This is a genomic window from Nesterenkonia aurantiaca, assembly GCF_004364585.1.
Lineage (GTDB): Bacteria > Actinomycetota > Actinomycetes > Actinomycetales > Micrococcaceae > Nesterenkonia > Nesterenkonia aurantiaca.
The window spans coordinates 1-16,536 of the sequence record NZ_SOAN01000013.1 but is presented as its reverse complement, the minus strand read 5'-3'; the positions used below and the strand labels follow the sequence as shown (position 1 = coordinate 16,536).

Below are 16,536 nucleotides of genomic sequence, written 5' to 3'. Positions count from 1 at the left end.
CCCATGCTCAAGAGAGGAACCTCATGGCGACAAAAATCGCGATCAATGGTTTTGGACGTATCGGCCGCAACGTGCTGCGCGTGCTGGAGAACACCGGCCGCACCGACCTCGAGCTCGTGGCGATCAACGACCTCACCGACCCCGCCCAGCTGGTGAACCTGACCAAGTACGACTCCGTCATGGGTCGCTTCCCGGCACCGGTCTCCCTGGACGGCGACACCCTCGTCGCCGGTGACCGCCGGATCAAGCTCTTCTCCGACAAGGACCCGGCGAACCTGCCCTGGGGCGAGCTCGGCGTGGACGTCGTGCTCGAGTGCACCGGCTTCTTCACCACCAAGGAGACCGCCGGCAAGCACCTCGAAGCCGGCGCCAAGAAGGTCATCGTCTCGGCACCGGGCAAGGGCGTCGACGCGACCCTGGTCATGGGCATCAACGAGAACACCTATGACCGCGAGAACCACACCGTGGTCTCCAACGCCTCCTGCACCACCAACTGCCTGGCTCCCATGGTCAAGGTGCTCAACGACGAGTTCGGTCTCGTCGAGGGCCTGATGACCACGGTCCACGCCTACACCGGCGACCAGCGCCTGCACGACGCCCCGCACGGCGATCCCCGTCGCGCCCGCGCCGCCGCAGTGAACATGGTCCCGACCTCCACCGGTGCGGCCGCCGCCATCGGTGCGGTCATCCCCGAGGTGGACGGCAAGCTCGACGGCTACGCCCTGCGCGTCCCGGTCATCACCGGGTCCGGCACCGACCTCACCGTGGCCATCGAGAAGGAGGGCGTGACCGCCGAGCAGGTCAACGCCGCCTTCAAGAAGGCCGCCGAGGGCCCGCTCAAGGGCATCCTGGCCTACAACGAGGATCCGCTGGTCTCCTCCGACATCGTCGGGGACCCGCACTCCACGATCTTCGACGCCCCGCTGACCAAGGTCATCGGCAAGACCGTGAAGGTCTTCGGCTGGTACGACAACGAGTACGGCTACTCCTCCCGCCTGGTGGACATGACCGCACACGTCGGCGGCTGATCCAGCTCGCATGACAGCAAGGGCCCCGGCTCGACGAATCCTCGTCGGGACCGGGGCCTCTGCCGTGAGGCACCGGCCGGCACGGCGCGTGCGGCACAGCCCGGCGTCGTCGTCCTGGCCTTTCCGAGCTGCCCACCGGGCGCCCGTCGGCTCCTGAGTCCCTCCCTTCCAGCGATTGGTACCCTGATCCCATGACTGCAGCCACCCTTGACGCCCTGCTCTCCGAAGGCCTGAACGGCCGCCGAGTGCTCGTCCGCTCCGACCTCAACGTGCCGCTCTCCGACGGGGTGGTGACCGACGACGGCCGCATCCGCGCCTCGCTGCCGGTGCTGGAGAAGCTCGCCGCCGCCGGTGCCCGCGTCCTGGTCGCCGCCCACCTGGGCCGGCCCAAGGGCGAGCCCGAGCCGAAGTACTCACTCGCCCCGGTGGCCGCGCGGATGGCGGAGCTCACCGAAGTGAGCGTGCTGCGCGCGGATGACCTCGTCGGTCCCAGCGCGCAGGAACAGGCCGCCGCACTGGAGCCCGGACAGATCCTGCTGCTGGAGAACGTCCGGTTCGATCCGCGCGAGACCTCCAAGGACGACGCCGAGCGGGACAGCCTCGCGGCCGAGCTCGCCGCGCTGACCGGTGGGCAGGGCGCGTACGTGAACGACGCCTTCGGCGCTGTGCACCGCCGGCACGCCTCGGTGGCCGATATCACCACGAAGCTGCCCGCCTACCAGGGCGACCTGGTCCGCGACGAGCTGCTGGTGCTGCAGCGCCTCACCGAGACCCCGCAGCGCCCCTACACGGTGGTGTTGGGCGGGTCCAAGGTCTCCGACAAGCTCGCGGTGATCGAGAACCTGATGAGCCGCGCCGACACGCTCCTGGTGGGCGGCGGCATGGTCTTCACCTTCCTCAAGGCCCAGGGCCACGGCATCGGCAAATCCCTGGTCGAAGACGACAAGCTCGACACCGTCAAGGGCTTCCTGGAGGCCGCCGAACGGCAGAACTGCCGGATCGTGCTGCCCACCGACATCGTGATGGCCTCGGCCTTCGCCGCCGACGCTGAGGTCGAGGTGCTCCCGGTGGATGCGCTGGAGTCCGGCCCGGCCGGTGCCGAGGCGCTCGGCCTGGACATCGGACCCGACACCTCCAAGGCGTTCGCCGCCGAGATCGCCCAGGCCAAGACGGTCTTCTGGAACGGGCCGATGGGCGTGTTCGAGATGGAGGCCTTCGCCAAGGGCACCGCCGCGGTGGCCGAGGCGCTGACCACCACCGAGGCGTTCACCGTGGTCGGCGGCGGGGACTCCGCCTCTGCGGTGCGCGCGCTGGGCTATGACGAGGACAGCTTCGGCCACATCTCCACCGGCGGCGGCGCCAGCCTGGAGTACCTCGAGGGCAAGTCGCTGCCCGGCATCGACGCGCTCGAGGGCTGAGCGTCGCGCTGCATCACTGCGCTGCACTGTACGCCGCACTGAACCATTGCTGTGACGCCGTCCCGGTGACCTCACAGCTGACCTGACCGTTGACCTGACCACCGTTGAAAGGGAACTCCTCTCCATGACTACTCAGAAGAATGGCGCCTTCGTGCGTCGCCCGCTGATCGCCGGCAACTGGAAGATGAACATCGACCACATGGAGGCGATCGCGCTGGTCCAGAAGCTGGCCTGGACGCTGAACGACGCCGGCCACGACTACGACCGCGTGCAGGTCTCGGTTTTCCCGCCGTTCACCGACCTGCGCGGCGTGCAGACCCTGGTCACCGGGGACAAGCTCGGCGTCGACTACGGCGCCCAGGACCTCTCCGATCAGGACTCCGGCGCCTTCACCGGTGACATCTCCGGGGCCTTCCTGAAGAAGCTCGGCTGCTCCCAGGTGCTGATCGGGCACTCCGAGCGCCGCGAGGTCCACGGCGAGACCGATGCACAGCTCAACGCCAAGCTCTCCGCCGCGCTGCGCCACGGGCTCGCCCCGGTGCTGTGCGTCGGTGAGGGCCTTCAGGTCCGCGAGGCCGGGAACCACGTGGCGCACACCCTGGCCCAGCTCGAGGGCGCCCTGGCCGGGCGCACCGCCGAGGAGCTCACCGAGCTCGTCGTCGCCTATGAGCCGGTCTGGGCCATCGGCACCGGAAAGGTCGCCGGACCCGAGGACGCCCAGGAGATGTCCGCCGCGATCCGCGCGAAGCTCGCTGAGCTGTACTCGGAGGGCTTCGCCGAGACCGTCCGGGTGCTCTACGGCGGTTCGGTGAAGTCCAAGAACGTCGCCTCGATCCTCGCGGGCCCGGATGTGGACGGCGCCCTGGTCGGCGGCGCGAGCCTGGACACCGAGGAGTTCAGCAAGATCGCCTCCTTCGAGAAGCACGTCGACACCGGCGCGCAGGCCTGAGCAACCACCGGAGGCCAGGGTTGCGCCCGTTCCGGGCTATCCTGGTAGCTGATTCGCCCACGTTCCATCACGAAAGGTCGCTGTGTCTGCACTGACCATCACACTTCAGGTGCTCCTGGCACTGATCAGCCTGCTGCTGATCCTGCTCATCCTGCTGCACAAAGGCCGCGGCGGAGGCATGTCGGACATGTTCGGCGGCGGCGTGACCTCCTCGCTGGGGTCCTCCGGCGTGGCTGAACGCAACCTGAACCGGCTGACCATCACCCTGGCCCTGAGCTGGGGTCTGATCATCGTCGCCCTCGGGCTCATAGTTCCCTTGGGCGCCGACATCTAGCGCGACCGCCCACAAGGAAAGCCCAGCGCGACCACCACGGTCGAGCTGGGCTTTCCTCTTCTCTGGGGCTTTTTGAACTGCCCCTGCGGGGTCAGCTGAGTTTGCTGGCGGCGGCGTGGTCCAGGTGCCAGATGGTCTCCCGGGCGCCGCGGGCCTCCACCGCGGGGATCTCGGTGACCTCGGTGCCCGGGGCGAGCGCCTTCGCCGCGGCCTCGGCCTTGTCCGCACCGGAGACCACCATCCAGACCCGCTCGGCGGTCTGGATCGCGGGGAAGGTCAGCGTGATCCGCTGCAGCGGCGGCTTCGGTGACTCATCCTCACTGGTGGTCGTCTTCTCGGTGACGTGCAGCGAGGCCTTGCCCGGGAACAGGCTGGCGACGTGGCCGTCCGGGCCGACGCCGAGCAGCAGCACGTCGAAGCGGGGGAGCGCCAGGCCGGAGCGGCCGTTCTCCTCGGCGTGGGCCTGCAGCTCGGTCGCGTAGATCTCCGCGCCGATCTCTGGATCCGCTGCGTCCTCGGAGACCGGCATCTGGTGCACATTGGACTCCGGCAGCCCGTGCTGCTCGATCAGCACGTCGAGCAGCGCCTCATGGGCCTGCTGGGCGTTGCGCTCCGGGTCGTCGCTGGGCAGCAGCCGCTCGTCGCCCCACCAGAAGTGCACCTTGTGCCAGGGCGGGGTCTCGGTGCCGGGTTGCGCGAGGAGGTCGGCGACCTTCGCCAGGACCGCGACGCCGGCGCTGCCGCCGGTGAGCACCGCATGGGCGTCTCCCTGGTGGCGTGCGGCGTCGACCAGGACGGCGAGCAGCCTCTCGGCGACCACCGTGACCAGCTGGTCCTTCTCGGCGTAGACCTCGGTGCGCGGCGCCGCCAGTGCGGGCTGCTGAGGTGAATCTGTCATGAGGGTGCATCCTTCCGCCGCATCGTCACTGATGCTGCGAGCTTAGTGGGTCTGAGTTCGGGACGGGTGAATCAGTTCGACGCCGCGTTGGCGCCTGAGAGATCGGTGTTCGGCAGCGCCTTGGTGAGCACCTCACCGAAGACCTCATCGGAGTCCAGCCGGCGCAGCTCCTCGGCCAGGCAGACCTGCAGGGTGCGCACCGGCAACGGCACGCCCTGAACCAGCCCGTCTGCGGAGCGCAGCTCCGCGATCTCCTCGCCGCGCGGCCGGGAGAGGCTCACGTCCCCGCCGGCGCGGTGGAAGGTGACCGCGGTCAGGGTCAGCGGCAGCTCCGACTCCGCGGGGGCCACCGTCGAGACCAGGCTGACCGGGATCCCCAGCGCCTGCTGCAGCCAGGCGGCGAGCAGCGCCGCGCTGGGCAGGTCCGCGGCCGCCTCCACGGTCACGGCGCTGATGTCTGCAGGATCCAGAGTGTCCAAGATGCTGGCCAGCTGGATCCGCCAGTGCGTGAGCCGGGTCCATGCCAGATCGGTGTCACCCTCCACATAGTGCGCGGAGATCCGCTGCAGCGCCTCCAGCGGGCGCGGGTCCATCGCCGAATCGGTGATCCGGCGGTGCGCGATCCTCCCGATCGGGGTGGAGCTGACGTTGTCCGGCAGCTCGTCGGCCCACCAGGCCACGATCGGAGCGTCGGGCAGCAGCAGCGCCGAGACCATCGCCTCGTTCTGCTCGGCCAGTTCGCCCGAGGCCTCCAGCACGATCACCTCGGAGGCGCCGGCGTCGCCACCGACCCGGATCTGAGCGTCCAGCCGGGTCTCATCCGAGATCGGGCCGGAGGCCAGCACGATGATCCGGCAGGGATGCTCACGGGAGGCCAGGTTCGCCGCGGCGATGGCAGGTTCGGCGTTGTCCTTCGAGGTCAGGATGACCAGGGTCAGCACCCGGGTCAGCGCGACGACGCCGCCGTCCTCGCGCAGCCTCCGCAGCTTCTTGGAGACCTTGGAGGTGGTGGTGTTCTCGATTTCGACGATCACTGGGGTTCTCCTTCTACGGCCTGCGCCAGGTGCGGCCGTCGCGGGCCAGCAGATCATGGGCGGAGGGTGGTCCCCAGCCGCCCGGGGCATAGGGCTCGGGCTGGAGCTGCTGGGCGGCCCAGTGCTCCTCGAAGGGGTCCAGGATCTTCCAGGAGAGCTCGACCTCCTCGTGGCGCGGGAACAGCGGCGGCTCCCCGAGCAGCACGTCGAGGATCAGCCGCTCGTAGGCCTCGGGGCTGGCCTCGGTGAAGGCATGGCCGTAGCCGAAGTCCATGGTGACGTCGCGGACCTCCATCTGGGTGCCCGGCACCTTGGAGGCGAACCGGATGGTGGCGCCCTCATCGGGTTGGACCCGGATCACGACGGCGTTCTGACCGAACTCGTGGTCGTCGTGGTCCTGGAAGAGCAGGTTCGGGGCGCGCTTGAAGATCACCGCGATCTCGGTGACCCGGCGGCCCAGCCGCTTGCCGGCGCGCAGGTAGAACGGGGCGCCGGCCCAGCGGCGGGTGTTGATGTCCAGGCGCAGCGCCGCGAAGGTCTCGGTGGTGGAGTCGGGGTTGAACCCCTCCTCATCCAGGAATCCGACGACCTTCTCCCCGCCCTGCCAGCCGGAGGTGTATTGTCCGCGGGCCGAGGCGGCGCCGAGGTCCTCGGGCAGCCGGACCGCGGCGAGCACCTTCTCCTTCTCGGCGCGCAGGTGCTGGGCGTCGAAGGAGATCGGCTCCTCCATCGCGGTGAGCGCGAGCAGCTGGAGCAGGTGGTTCTGGATCACGTCGCGCGCCGCGCCCACCCCGTCGTAGTAGCTGGCCCGGCCCCCGATGCCGATGTCCTCGGCCATGGTGATCTGCACATGGTCCACGTACTGGGCGTTCCAGAGCGGCTCGAAGAGCTGGTTCGCGAAGCGCAGCGCCAGCAGGTTCTGCACGGTCTCCTTGCCCAGGTAGTGATCGATCCGGAACACCGCGTCCGGCGGGAAGACCGACTCCACCACGGCGTTGAGCTCCCGCGCCGAGGCCAGGTCGTGGCCGAAGGGCTTCTCGATCACCACTCGGCTCCACGGCTCCTCCGCGCTGTTCTGCGGGGTGGCCAGTCCATGGGAGGAGAGCTTCTGGCAGACGATCTCGAAGGAGTTCGGCGGGATCGAGAGGTAGAACGCATGGTTCCCGCGGGTCCCGCGGGACTCCTTGAGCTCCTCCAGGGTCTCTCCGAGCCGGGCGTAGGCCGCGTCCTCGTCGAAGCCTGAGGTGGTCACGAAGCGCAGCCCGGCCGAGAGCTGGTCCCAGACCTGCTGGTCGAAGGGGGTGCGCGCGGAGGCCTTGACCTGCTCGAGCACCTCCGCGGCGAACTGCTCATGGGTCCAGTCGCGCCGACCGAAGCCCACCAGCGAGAAGCTCGGCGGCAGCAGTCCGCGGTTGGCCAGGTCATAGATGGCCGGGAGCAGCTTCTTCCGGGCCAGGTCCCCGGTGACGCCGAACATCACCATCGCCGAGGGCCCGGCGATCCGGTTCAGTCGCCGGTCGCGCGGATCGCGCAGCGGGTTGCCTTGCCGGCTGCGGGCGCCGGCGCTGCGGGCGCCGGCGCTGCGGGCGCCGGCGCTGCGAGGTGCGTTCACAGGGCGTCCACGGTCTCGATGACCTGGGTCAGGCCCGCGGTGCGGTCCTTCAGGTGCACCTGCAGCACCGGCATGTCGTGCCCGGCCAGCACCTGGGCGTCGCCCTCGGCCTGAGCGGCGATCAGCTTGCCCAGCGTGAACGGCCTCTCTGGGACCTGCAGATCGGTGCTGGAGCTGGTGGTCAGCTGCAGGAACGCCCCGATGTGCGGGCCGCCCTTGTGGAACTGTCCGGTGGAGTGCAGGAATCGTGGGCCCCAGCCGAAGGTCACCGGGCGTCCGGAGAGTGCGGAGAGCTGCGCCCGGATGGCCTCGAGCTGGGTCTCGGTGGTCCGGTCCAGGTACGCGGTGACCGCGAGGTAGCCGTCTTCGGGAACGGACTTCACCAGCGCCTGCAGCGCCTCGCTCAGGGTGCTCGGGTTCGCCTCGGTCAGCGCGGCGGACCCGAGGGTCCGGATGGCCACGGCGCCGTCGGTCACGGATTCCCCGGCCTCGGGGGCGGGGGCGTCGAGCAGGCCGCGGGCGGCGGTCTTGGCGGACTCCACATCGGGCTGGTCGAAGGGGTTGATGCTCAGCAGCGCGCCGGCGACCACGGTGGCGACCTCCCAGAGCATGAACTGCGCGCCGAGGCTGCCGCCGGTGCGCACCTTGTGCGGGCTGACCACCAGGTCGGCGTCGTCGTTGTCCACCGAGGCGCCATCTTCGGTCTCGGCGTCGATGATCTGGGTGATCAGCACGTCGGCGTCCTCGCGGTGCAGCTCGGGCTCGCCGTCGGCGACGATCACCGGCAGCAGGCCGGTGCCGTTCTTGCCGGTGGACTCGGCGATCAGCTGTTCGATCCAGTTGCCCAGCCCGATCAGCGGTGAACCGGCGTCGACGAGCACCAGCTTGTTGCGCAGCGGGACGGTGCCGCCGATCGCGGAGCCCAGGCGCAGGCCGGGGTTGTCGGCGTCGTCCTCGGCGAGGATCACGGAGGCGTCCTCGGCGTCCTCGAGCAGGGTCTCCAGGTCGGCGCCGGCCAGGCCGGAGGGGACCAGGCCGAAGGCGGTGAGCGCGGAGTAGCGCCCGCCCACGGTGGGGTCAGCTTCGAAGATCGCGCGGACCCCGGCCTCGGCGGAGGACTGCGCCAGCGGGGAGCCGGGGTCGGTGACGATCACGGTGCGGCTCACGGCGTCGATCCCGGCATCGGTCATCGCCTGCTGCACGATCCGGCGCTGCGAGTCGGTCTCCACGGTGGAGCCGGACTTCGAGGAGACCACGAGCACGGTCTTCTCGATCTCAGCACCGACGACGGCGGCCACATGCTGCGGGTCGGTGGAGTCCAGCACCGTGAGCTCCACCCCGGCGGTGGCGCAGATGACCTCTGGTGCCAGCGAGGACCCGCCCATCCCGGCGAGCACCACCCGGGTGAGGCCCTCGGCGGCGAGCTCCTCGCGCAGTGCGGCGATCTTGGGCAGCAGCGCCCGGGAGTCCTCGAAGAGGGAGACCCAGCCGAGCCGCTTGCTGGCCTCGTCCTCGGCGGCCATGCCCCAGAGGGTGTGGTCCTTGGCGGCCAGCCGGGAGGCGAACTCGTGGTCCAGCAGGCCGGGCACCTGGTTCTCGGCGGCCTCACGGGCCGCTCCGGTCAGTGTCAGGGAGAGTGAGCTCATGACGTGCTTCCTTTCTCGACCGAACCGCGGTTCAGCCTGGCCAGCAACTGCGCTTATAGGGGGCCGGTGGGAGTCACACGGCTGTTGACCCTGATCGGCGCCCGGTCGGGGGAGTCTCGGTGCCAGTAGCTGGCTCCCGAGACGCCGCCCGGCCGGGCACCGTACGGAGTGAACAGTCAGCCGCTCGGCTCAGGTTCTGAGCCGACCGGCGTGCAGATTCAGCTGTTGCGCTTGAGCCCATCATCGATGGTGCCCAGCAGGCCGGTCCAGGAGACCTCGAACTTCTGCAGACCCTCGGTCTCCAGGGTGTCGACCACCTCGCGGTAGCTGATCCCGGCGGCGGAGATGCCGTCGAGGACCCGGTTGGCCTCCACATAGGTGCCGCTGAGCGTGTCCTTCTCGATGACGCCGTGATCGGCCAGGGCGAGCATGGTCTTCTCCGGCATGGTGTTGACCACGTCGGACCCGGCCAGCTCGGTCACATACAGCGTGTCCGAGAGGTTCGGGTCCTTGGTGCCGGTGGAGGCCAGCAGCAGCCGCTGCGGGCGTCCACCGCGCTCGGCCAGCAGCTGCCAGCGCTCGGAGGAGAAGGTCTCCACCGCGATCTGGTGCGCCAGCCGGGCGTTGGCCACCGCGGCCTGGGACTTCAGCTTCTCGGTGCCGGGCTTGCCCTCCTCGGCGGCAAGCTCTAGGCGCTTGTCGATCTCGGCGTCCACGCGGGAGACGAAGAAGGAGGCCACCGAGTGGATCTTCGAGATGTCGATCCCGTCCGAGTGGGCCTTCTCCAGGCCGAGCATGAACGCGTTGATCACCGCGCGGTAGCGCTCGAGCGAGAACACCAGGGTCACGTTGACGCTGATCCCCTCGGCGGTCACCGCGGCGATCGCCTCGATGCCCTCGACGGTGGCGGGGATCTTGATCAGCACGTTCTCCCGATCCACCGCCTTGTACAGCTCGCGGGCCTGGGTGATGGTGCCGGCGGCGTCGCGGGCCAGGCGCGGGTCGACCTCGATGGAGACCCGGCCGTCGACCCCGTCGGTGGCCGCGTAGACCCCGGCGAACACGTCGCAGGCCTCGCGCACATCGGCGGTGGTGATGTCGAAGACGGCCTTCTCGGCGTCGGCTCCGGCGGCGGCCAGCTCGGCGAGCTGCGCCTCGTAGGCCTCGCCGTCCTTCAGCGCGGACTCGAAGATGGTCGGGTTGGTGGTGACCCCGACGACGTTGTGCGAATCGATCAGCTTCGCGAGCGAGCCCGAGTTCAGCCGTTCGCGGGAGAGATCGTCGAGCCAGATGGAGACGCCGAGGTCGGAGAGCGCCTGAGTGTTCTTATTAGCAGTCATATCTATTCTCCTGATGCCAGGTGATGGATGAGTCGTGGTGCGCCGGTCGCCTGCAGGAGGCGGTCCCGGAGGGCTGCGCCTCCCGGAAGCGCCGCTGGGCGGTGCCCCCGGGGGAGGCGCTGCGCTCAGGCGGCGGCGATGGATTCCTGGGCGGCCGCGGTGACAGCGGCGGCGGTGATGCCGAACTTCTCGTAGAGCACCTTGTAGTCCGCCGAGGCACCGAAGTGGTCCAGACCGATGATGCGCCCGGCGTCGCCGACGATGTCGCGCCAGCCCATGGAGGCTGCCGCCTCCACCGAGACGCGGGCCTTCACGGCCGCCGGGAGGACGCTCTCGCGGTACTCGGCGCCCTGCTCGAAGAACCATTCGCGGCAGGGCATCGAGACCACGCGGGCGGCGATGTTCTGCTCGGCCAGCGCTTCACGGGCCTCCACGGCCAGCTGGACCTCGGAGCCGGTGCCGATGAGCACGACCTCGGGGGTCACCACGGCGCCGTCGCGGACGGCTTCGGCGAGCACATAGGCTCCCTTGGCCGCGCCCTCGACCGCGCCGAACTCGGTGGCGGTGGCGGCACCGGCGCCGCGGGCGTAGGTGGGGATGTTCTGGCGGGTCAGCGCCAGGCCGGCGGGGCGGTCGTTGCGGCGCAGCACCTCGCGCCAGGCGATGGCCACCTCGTTGGCGTCACCGGGGCGGATCACATCCAGGTTCGGGATGGCTCGCAGGCTGGCGAGCTGCTCCACCGGCTGGTGGGTGGGTCCATCTTCACCCAGTCCGATGGAGTCATGGGTCCAGACGAAGATCGAACCCGTGCCCATCAGCGCGGCCAGCCGGATGGCGGGGCGCTGGTAGTCGGAGAAGATCAGGAAGGTCCCGTTATAGGTGCGCAGCGGGGTCGAGAGCGAGATGCCGTTGGTGATCGCCGCGGCGGCGTGTTCCCGGATGCCGAAGTGCAGGTTGCGCCCGTAGGGGTTGCCGGAGAACTTCTCGGTGGAGTGGGACTCCGGGATGAAGGAGTCGTAGCCCGACATCAGCGTGTTGTTCGAACCCGCGAGGTCCGCGGAGCCGCCCCAGAGCTCGGGGAGCACCTCGGCGATGCCGTTGAGCACCTTGCCGGAGGCCGCTCGGGTCGCGACGTCGTCGCCGGCGGGGAACTCGGGCAGCTGGGACTCCCAGCCCTCGGGCAGCTCGCCGGCGGTCAGCCGGTCCAGCAGCTTGGCCGCATCGGCGTTGGCCTCGCGCCAGGACGCGAACTTGGCGTCCCAGTCCTTGCGGGTCTCCACGCTGCGCTCGAGGATCTTGCGAGCGTGGGTGAGCACCTCGTCCTCCACCGCGAAGTGTGCCTCGGTGTCGAAGTCGAGCAGCTCCTTGAGCGCGACGAGCTCGTCGCTGCCCAGCTTCGAGCCGTGGATCCCGCCGGTGTTCTGCTTCTTCGGCGAGGGGTAGCCGATCACCGTGCGCAGCGCGATCAGCGAGGGCTTGGAGGTCTCGGCCTGAGCCGCCTCGAGTGCGCGGTGCAGCTCGTTGATGTCCTCGTCGTAGTCGCCGGACTTCTTCCAGTCCACGCGCTGCACGTGCCAGCCGTAGGCCTCGTAGCGGGCGGCGACGTCCTCGGTGAACGCGATGTCGGTGTCGTCCTCGATGGAGATCTTGTTGTCATCCCAGATCACCACGAGGTTGCCGAGCTCCTGGTGCCCGGCGAGCGAGGACGCCTCGGAGGTCACGCCCTCCTGCAGGTCGCCGTCAGAGGCGATGACCCAGATGGTGTGGTCGAAGGGGGACTCTCCGGCAGCTGCATCGGGGTCCAGCAGGCCGCGCATCCGGCGCTGGCCGTAGGCGAAGCCGACCGAGGAGGCGAGCCCCTGGCCCAGCGGACCGGTGGTCATCTCAACGCCGGGGGTGTGGCCGTACTCAGGGTGCCCGGGGGTCAGCGAATCCCAGGTGCGCAGAGCGGCCAGGTCCTCGACCTCGAGGCCGTAGCCGGAGAAGTAGAGCTGGAGGTACAGGGTCAGAGAGGTGTGACCGGGGGAGAGGATGAAGCGGTCGCGGCCGATCCACTGAGGATCAGTGGGATCATGCTTCATCATCTTCTGGAAGATCAGGTAGGCGGCTGGAGCCAGCGACATCGCGGTGCCGGGGTGGCCTGAGCCGACCTTTTCCACGGAGTCAGCTGCGAGCACGCGCAGCGTGTCAACTGCCCGCTTGTCCAGATCGGTGAATACGGCATTATCGGTCACTAGGTTTCCTCCAAATGGTGAGGGACGGTGGACAACGAGGGCCGCGCACATCGTTGTGCCGCGCAGGTCCAACCCTACCGGGGTAGAGGCTATTCCTGGCGGATCATCAGAGCATTGCAGAATGCTCACGAGTGATGATCGCGAGTGTGAATTCTTGATGCTGCGACGTCGTCGGGCAGCTGAAGCTCATCTCAGCTCATCCCCAGGGCCAGCGAGATGAGCTCGAAGGAGCGGTGGTCGATCACCAGGTCCGCCTGCTCCGCCAGTGCGGGCTTCGCGCAGAAGGCGATCCCCACTCCGGCGGCCGCCAGCATGTCCAGGTCGTTGGCTCCATCGCCCACGGCGACCACATTGCGGGGGAGCAACCCCTGTGACGCCGACCACTGTTCAAGATACTCTCTCTTGGCCGCTCGGTCGACGACGGCGCCCCGGACGGTGCCCTCCAGGGTTCCCTGCGGCGAGATCGCCAGGTCATTGGCGTGGAAGCCGGTGAGGCCCAGATCCGCGGCCAGCGGCGCCAGCACCTGCAGGAACCCGCCGGAGACGGCGTAGCTGGGCCAGCCGCGCCGGCCCAGCTCTGCCAGCAGCTCGGGCGCGCCCTGGGTGGGGGTGATCGCGGCGAGGGTGGAGTCGATCACGGTGCGGGGCAGCCCGGCGAGCGTCTGGACCCGCTGGTGCAGCGAGGCGGCGAAGTCGAGCTCCCCGCGCATGGCGCGCTCGGTGACCTCCGCGACCTCGGCCTCCCGGCCGGCGTCGCGGGCCAGAAGCTCGATGACCTCCTGGTCGATGAGCGTGGAGTCCACGTCCATGAGCAGCATCAGCCGGCCGTCCTCGGCGTGCAGCTGCGCCCGCCGCTGGGCGGGCAGCACGGTCTGGGTGACCGGGCCCGGAAGCTGGTGGGCGGCGTCTTCGAGCAGCGAGACCGCCAGCTGGGTGCCGTAGGAGTCGTCGGAGTCATCCAGCGTCACGGACCAGCGCACCGCGGAGACCTCCTCGCCCTCGGCCAGCGGGACCTGGCGCAGCTCCACGCTGTGCACGACCCCGCGCCGGGAGAATTCGTGGGTCAAGGACCGGATCAGCGGCCCGTCCAGTGCGGTGGCCGCCAACATGGCCACCGTGCCGTGGGGGAGGTCAGGGGTGGGCAGATCCGGGCTGGGCGGATCGGAATGAGGGTGCGCAGTCATAGCGTGTTCAGCCTATAGCGACTCATCGGGTTCGATAGTGTTGGGCCCATGAGTCCTGTCCTCGATATCCAGAATGTCAGCGTGCGCCGAGGGCGCAAGAAACTCCTGAAGGACGTCTCCTGGACGGTGAACGAGGATGAGCGCTGGGTGATTCTGGGGCCGAACGGGGCGGGCAAGACCACGCTGCTGCAGATCGCCGCCGCCCGGCTGTTCCCGACCACCGGCACCGTGAAGATCCTCGATGAGCAGCTCGGCGCCGTCGACGTCTTCGAGCTGCGCCCGCTGATCGGGTTCAGCTCCAATTCGCTGACCACCACGGTCCCGGCGCAGGAGACGGCGCTGAACGTCGTGGTCACCGCCGCCTACGGGGTCACCGGGCGCTGGCGCGAGGAGTACGAGCAGCTCGATGAGCGCCGGGCCTTCGCGCTGCTCAACGAGTGGGGTGTGGGCACGGTCTTCGATCGGCCCTTCGGCACCCTCTCTGAGGGTGAGCGCAAGCGGGTGCAGATCGCCCGGGCGCTGATGACCGACCCGGAGCTGCTGCTGCTCGACGAGCCCGGCGCCGGACTGGACCTGGGCGGCCGCGAGGCCCTGGTGGAGCGCACCAGCGAGCTGATCAACAGCGAAGAGGCGCCCACCACCGTGCTGGTCACCCATCACCTGGAAGAGATCCCGCCCGGCTTCAGCCACGTGCTGCTGCTGCGCGACGGCGAGACCGTCGCCGCCGGGCCGATCGAGGAGACCATGACCTCGGAGAACCTGTCCCGAACCTTTGACACCGAGCTGGACCTGATCCACCGCGATGGACGCTTCTCGGCGTTCAAGAAGCAGCCCGCAGCTGCCGCCGCGTCGTCGTTCTCATCGGCCTCGCAGGCTCGTGGCTGATGGAGGCGCTCGCTGACTTCTTCCTCACCGATCTGAGCCTCGCACAGCTCCTGCTCATCCTGGTCGCCGGCATCTGGGCCGGCGCGATCAACACCGTGGTCGGCTCTGGCACCCTGGTGACCTTCCCGGTGCTGGTCGCCATGGGCGTGCCGCCGGTCTCCGCCACGGTCTCCAACGCGATGGGACTGATCGCGGGCAACTTCACCGGCGCCTGGGGCTACCGGCGTGAGATCCGGCAGGTGAAGTCGGTGCTGAAGAAGCTGGTGCCGGCGTCGATCCTTGGCGGCGTCATCGGCGCCACGCTGCTGATCACCCTGCCCGAAGAGGTCTTCGGCCGGGTCGCCCCGATCCTGATCGTGGTCTCGCTGGCCTTCGTGATCGCCCAGCCCAGGCTCTCGGCCTGGGTCCGGGCGCGCGCCGCGGCCCGGGAGAAGGACGCCGAGACAGCCGGCTCCGGTGATGCCGCGGACGATGCCACGGATGATTCCGCGGGCGACTCAGCTGAGGGTGGGCCCGGGAAGGCGGCCCAGGCGGGACGGCCCTCGATGCCCACGGTCAGCCTGGTGCTGATGCTGCTGGTCTTCGCGGCCGGCATCTACGGCGGCTACTTCGTCGCCGCCCAGGGAATCCTGCTGATGGGCATCCTGGGAATCTTCCTGATGGCCAACATCCAACAGGCCAACGGCGTGAAGAACCTGCTGGTCGCCGTCGTGAACCTCACCGCCGCGATCAGCTACGTGCTGGTGGACTACCTGCTCCGCGAGCCCGCGGACCGGGTGATCCTCTGGGAGGTGGTGGTGGTGATCGCCGTGGGCTCCACACTGGGTGGTCTGATCGGCGCCTGGGTGGGCCGCCGGCTCTCGCCGCTGGTGCTGCGCCTGATCATCGTGACCCTGGGCCTGGTGGCGCTGTTCGTGATGCTGCGCAACCTCTTCGTCGGCTGACCCCTCATGGGCATCCGCTGCGGACCGGTGCTGGGCCGGGCTGCGGTGGATTTGATATAGTGCTGTGTTGGTCCAAACTCGGCCCACCCTCAGTTCCACGCTTCTGGCAAAATCCAGCGGCAGATGAAAAGGACACACTTCATGAAGTCTGATATCCACCCCAAGTACGAGCCGGTCATCTTCAACGACCTGGCCTCCGGTGAGAAGATCCTCACCCGCTCCACCACCTCCTCGAAGAAGACCATGGAGTGGGAAGACGGCAACACCTACCCGGTCATCGACGTCGAGATCTCCGCAGCCTCGCACCCGTTCTACACGGGCAAGCAGCGCATCATGGACTCCGAGGGTCGCGTCGAGCGCTTCAACGCACGCTTCAAGGGCTTTGGCGGCAAGAAGTAAGCAGTTCACGCTTCTCGCTCCTAGAGCATTCCCGGTAGGGCCGCAGTCCATCGACTGCGGCCCTACTGCTGTCTCATGCGGCTGGTCGGCTGCCAGCACCTCGAGGAGGCTGCCCTGCCCCTTCTCCCAGCTCATGATGATGACCCGCTCGGGTGGCCAATGTCATCGCCTGACCTCCGGTAGTCACCGAGGCCGAGGGCGTCACCCGGGCACAGCAAGTGTGAGGTGCGCGCGCGTACGGAGAGAATCTCCTAAGCGTTCATCTGATTTGAGTTTTTTATTTATTTTTTTCGGGGACCTTTTAAAGTAACGTGTTGCTTGCGTCACCCAGTGGTGGGTAGTCGTCACACACTTGCAAACAGGAGTAACTGAAGATGCATAAATCAAAGTTTTTCGCGGTTCCCACGCTCGCCCTTGGCGCGCTGCTGCTCAGCGCAGCCCCGGCCATGGCCCACTCAGACCACGGCGGAGCCTCCGACGGCGTCGCCACCGCTGACTCCAGCCAGTCCTGGTCCTTCCAGACCAGCCTGGACCCCCTGAACAACTCCGGCACCGTCGGAGACGTCCTGATCGAGGGCCAGGGCAACCAGGCCACCGTCTACATGACCGTCGACGGCGCAGCCGAGACCTT

Annotated in this window: 14 protein-coding genes and 1 pseudogene; 8 read left to right on the top strand and 7 right to left on the bottom strand. The window is 68.7% G+C overall.

Going from position 1 to position 16,536, the window contains the following annotated elements; translation table 11 throughout:
- Positions 1-23: 23 nt before the first annotated feature.
- The 4 genes from gap to secG all read left to right on the top strand — a co-directional run bounded on the left by gap (position 24) and on the right by secG (position 3,729).
- A complete protein-coding gene (gene gap / locus EV640_RS12915) occupies positions 24-1,028 on the top strand; it encodes a type I glyceraldehyde-3-phosphate dehydrogenase (protein WP_133726641.1) in 1,005 nt (334 codons plus the stop codon).
- 191 nt (positions 1,029-1,219) lie between these two features.
- Entirely contained in the window at positions 1,220-2,446 is a 1,227-nt protein-coding gene (locus EV640_RS12910; protein WP_133726640.1) for a phosphoglycerate kinase, read from the top strand.
- A gap of 124 nt (positions 2,447-2,570) precedes the next feature.
- A complete protein-coding gene (gene tpiA / locus EV640_RS12905; protein WP_133726639.1) occupies positions 2,571-3,395 on the top strand; it encodes a triose-phosphate isomerase in 825 nt (274 codons plus the stop codon).
- An 82-nt stretch (positions 3,396-3,477) separates the two neighbouring features.
- Positions 3,478-3,729, top strand: a complete 252-nt coding sequence (gene secG / locus EV640_RS12900) for a preprotein translocase subunit SecG (RefSeq protein ID WP_036474722.1) — start codon at positions 3,478-3,480, stop codon at positions 3,727-3,729.
- 91 nt (positions 3,730-3,820) lie between these two features.
- Here secG and pgl read toward each other — a convergent pair whose 3' ends face one another.
- The 7 genes from pgl to serB form a co-directional block, all read right to left on the bottom strand.
- Entirely contained in the window at positions 3,821-4,627 is an 807-nt protein-coding gene (gene pgl / locus EV640_RS12895) for a 6-phosphogluconolactonase (RefSeq protein ID WP_133726638.1), read from the bottom strand.
- 71 nt (positions 4,628-4,698) lie between these two features.
- Entirely contained in the window at positions 4,699-5,661 is a 963-nt protein-coding gene (locus EV640_RS12890; RefSeq protein ID WP_036474719.1) for a glucose-6-phosphate dehydrogenase assembly protein OpcA, read from the bottom strand.
- Positions 5,662-5,674: 13 nt separating this feature from the next.
- Positions 5,675-7,144, bottom strand: a complete 1,470-nt coding sequence (gene zwf / locus EV640_RS12885; protein WP_243832330.1) for a glucose-6-phosphate dehydrogenase — start codon at positions 7,142-7,144, stop codon at positions 5,675-5,677.
- A gap of 125 nt (positions 7,145-7,269) precedes the next feature.
- Complete coding sequence (locus tag EV640_RS12880) at positions 7,270-8,919, bottom strand: glucose-6-phosphate isomerase (RefSeq protein ID WP_133726637.1); 1,650 nt, start codon at positions 8,917-8,919, stop codon at positions 7,270-7,272.
- A 218-nt stretch (positions 8,920-9,137) separates the two neighbouring features.
- Positions 9,138-10,259, bottom strand: a complete 1,122-nt coding sequence (tal, locus tag EV640_RS12875) for a transaldolase (RefSeq protein WP_036474717.1) — start codon at positions 10,257-10,259, stop codon at positions 9,138-9,140.
- Between the two features lie 125 nt (positions 10,260-10,384).
- Entirely contained in the window at positions 10,385-12,544 is a 2,160-nt protein-coding gene (gene tkt / locus EV640_RS12870; protein WP_133726636.1) for a transketolase, read from the bottom strand.
- A gap of 140 nt (positions 12,545-12,684) precedes the next feature.
- Positions 12,685-13,677, bottom strand: coding sequence for a phosphoserine phosphatase SerB (gene serB, locus EV640_RS12865; protein WP_243832328.1), 993 nt, complete (start codon positions 13,675-13,677; stop codon positions 12,685-12,687).
- Positions 13,678-13,725: 48 nt separating this feature from the next.
- On the opposite strand from serB, the gene EV640_RS12860 reads away from it, so the two are divergent.
- From EV640_RS12860 to EV640_RS12845, 4 genes and pseudogenes are all read left to right on the top strand, one after another.
- Entirely contained in the window at positions 13,726-14,562 is an 837-nt protein-coding gene (locus EV640_RS12860) for an ABC transporter ATP-binding protein (RefSeq protein WP_133726635.1), read from the top strand.
- Positions 14,562-15,506 (top strand): sulfite exporter TauE/SafE family protein, encoded by a 945-nt coding sequence (locus EV640_RS12855; RefSeq protein WP_133726634.1) that lies wholly within the window; start codon positions 14,562-14,564, stop codon positions 15,504-15,506. The genes EV640_RS12860 and EV640_RS12855 overlap by 1 nt, the downstream gene beginning before the upstream one ends.
- 141 nt (positions 15,507-15,647) lie before the next feature.
- Positions 15,648-15,905: a type B 50S ribosomal protein L31 gene (locus EV640_RS12850; protein ID WP_036474713.1), complete on the top strand. Its 258-nt coding sequence runs from the start codon at positions 15,648-15,650 to the stop codon at positions 15,903-15,905.
- Positions 15,906-16,279: 374 nt separating this feature from the next.
- A pseudogene (locus tag EV640_RS12845) lies at positions 16,280-16,536 on the top strand (hypothetical protein); the annotation flags it as partial.

Coding starts and splice junctions, on each gene's coding strand:
- gap (WP_133726641.1), top strand. CDS start 24: ATGGCGACAAAAATCGCGATCAATGGTTTTGGACGTATCGGCCGCAAC.
- EV640_RS12910 (WP_133726640.1), top strand. CDS start 1,220: ATGACTGCAGCCACCCTTGACGCCCTGCTCTCCGAAGGCCTGAACGGC.
- tpiA (WP_133726639.1), top strand. CDS start 2,571: ATGACTACTCAGAAGAATGGCGCCTTCGTGCGTCGCCCGCTGATCGCC.
- pgl (WP_133726638.1), bottom strand. CDS start 4,627: ATGACAGATTCACCTCAGCAGCCCGCACTGGCGGCGCCGCGCACCGAG.
- zwf (WP_243832330.1), bottom strand. CDS start 7,144: ATGGTGATGTTCGGCGTCACCGGGGACCTGGCCCGGAAGAAGCTGCTC.
- EV640_RS12880 (WP_133726637.1), bottom strand. CDS start 8,919: ATGAGCTCACTCTCCCTGACACTGACCGGAGCGGCCCGTGAGGCCGCC.
- tal (WP_036474717.1), bottom strand. CDS start 10,259: ATGACTGCTAATAAGAACACTCAGGCGCTCTCCGACCTCGGCGTCTCC.
- tkt (WP_133726636.1), bottom strand. CDS start 12,544: ATGTGCGCGGCCCTCGTTGTCCACCGTCCCTCACCATTTGGAGGAAAC.
- serB (WP_243832328.1), bottom strand. CDS start 13,677: ATGACTGCGCACCCTCATTCCGATCCGCCCAGCCCGGATCTGCCCACC.
- EV640_RS12860 (WP_133726635.1), top strand. CDS start 13,726: ATGAGTCCTGTCCTCGATATCCAGAATGTCAGCGTGCGCCGAGGGCGC.
- EV640_RS12855 (WP_133726634.1), top strand. CDS start 14,562: ATGGAGGCGCTCGCTGACTTCTTCCTCACCGATCTGAGCCTCGCACAG.
- EV640_RS12850 (WP_036474713.1), top strand. CDS start 15,648: ATGAAGTCTGATATCCACCCCAAGTACGAGCCGGTCATCTTCAACGAC.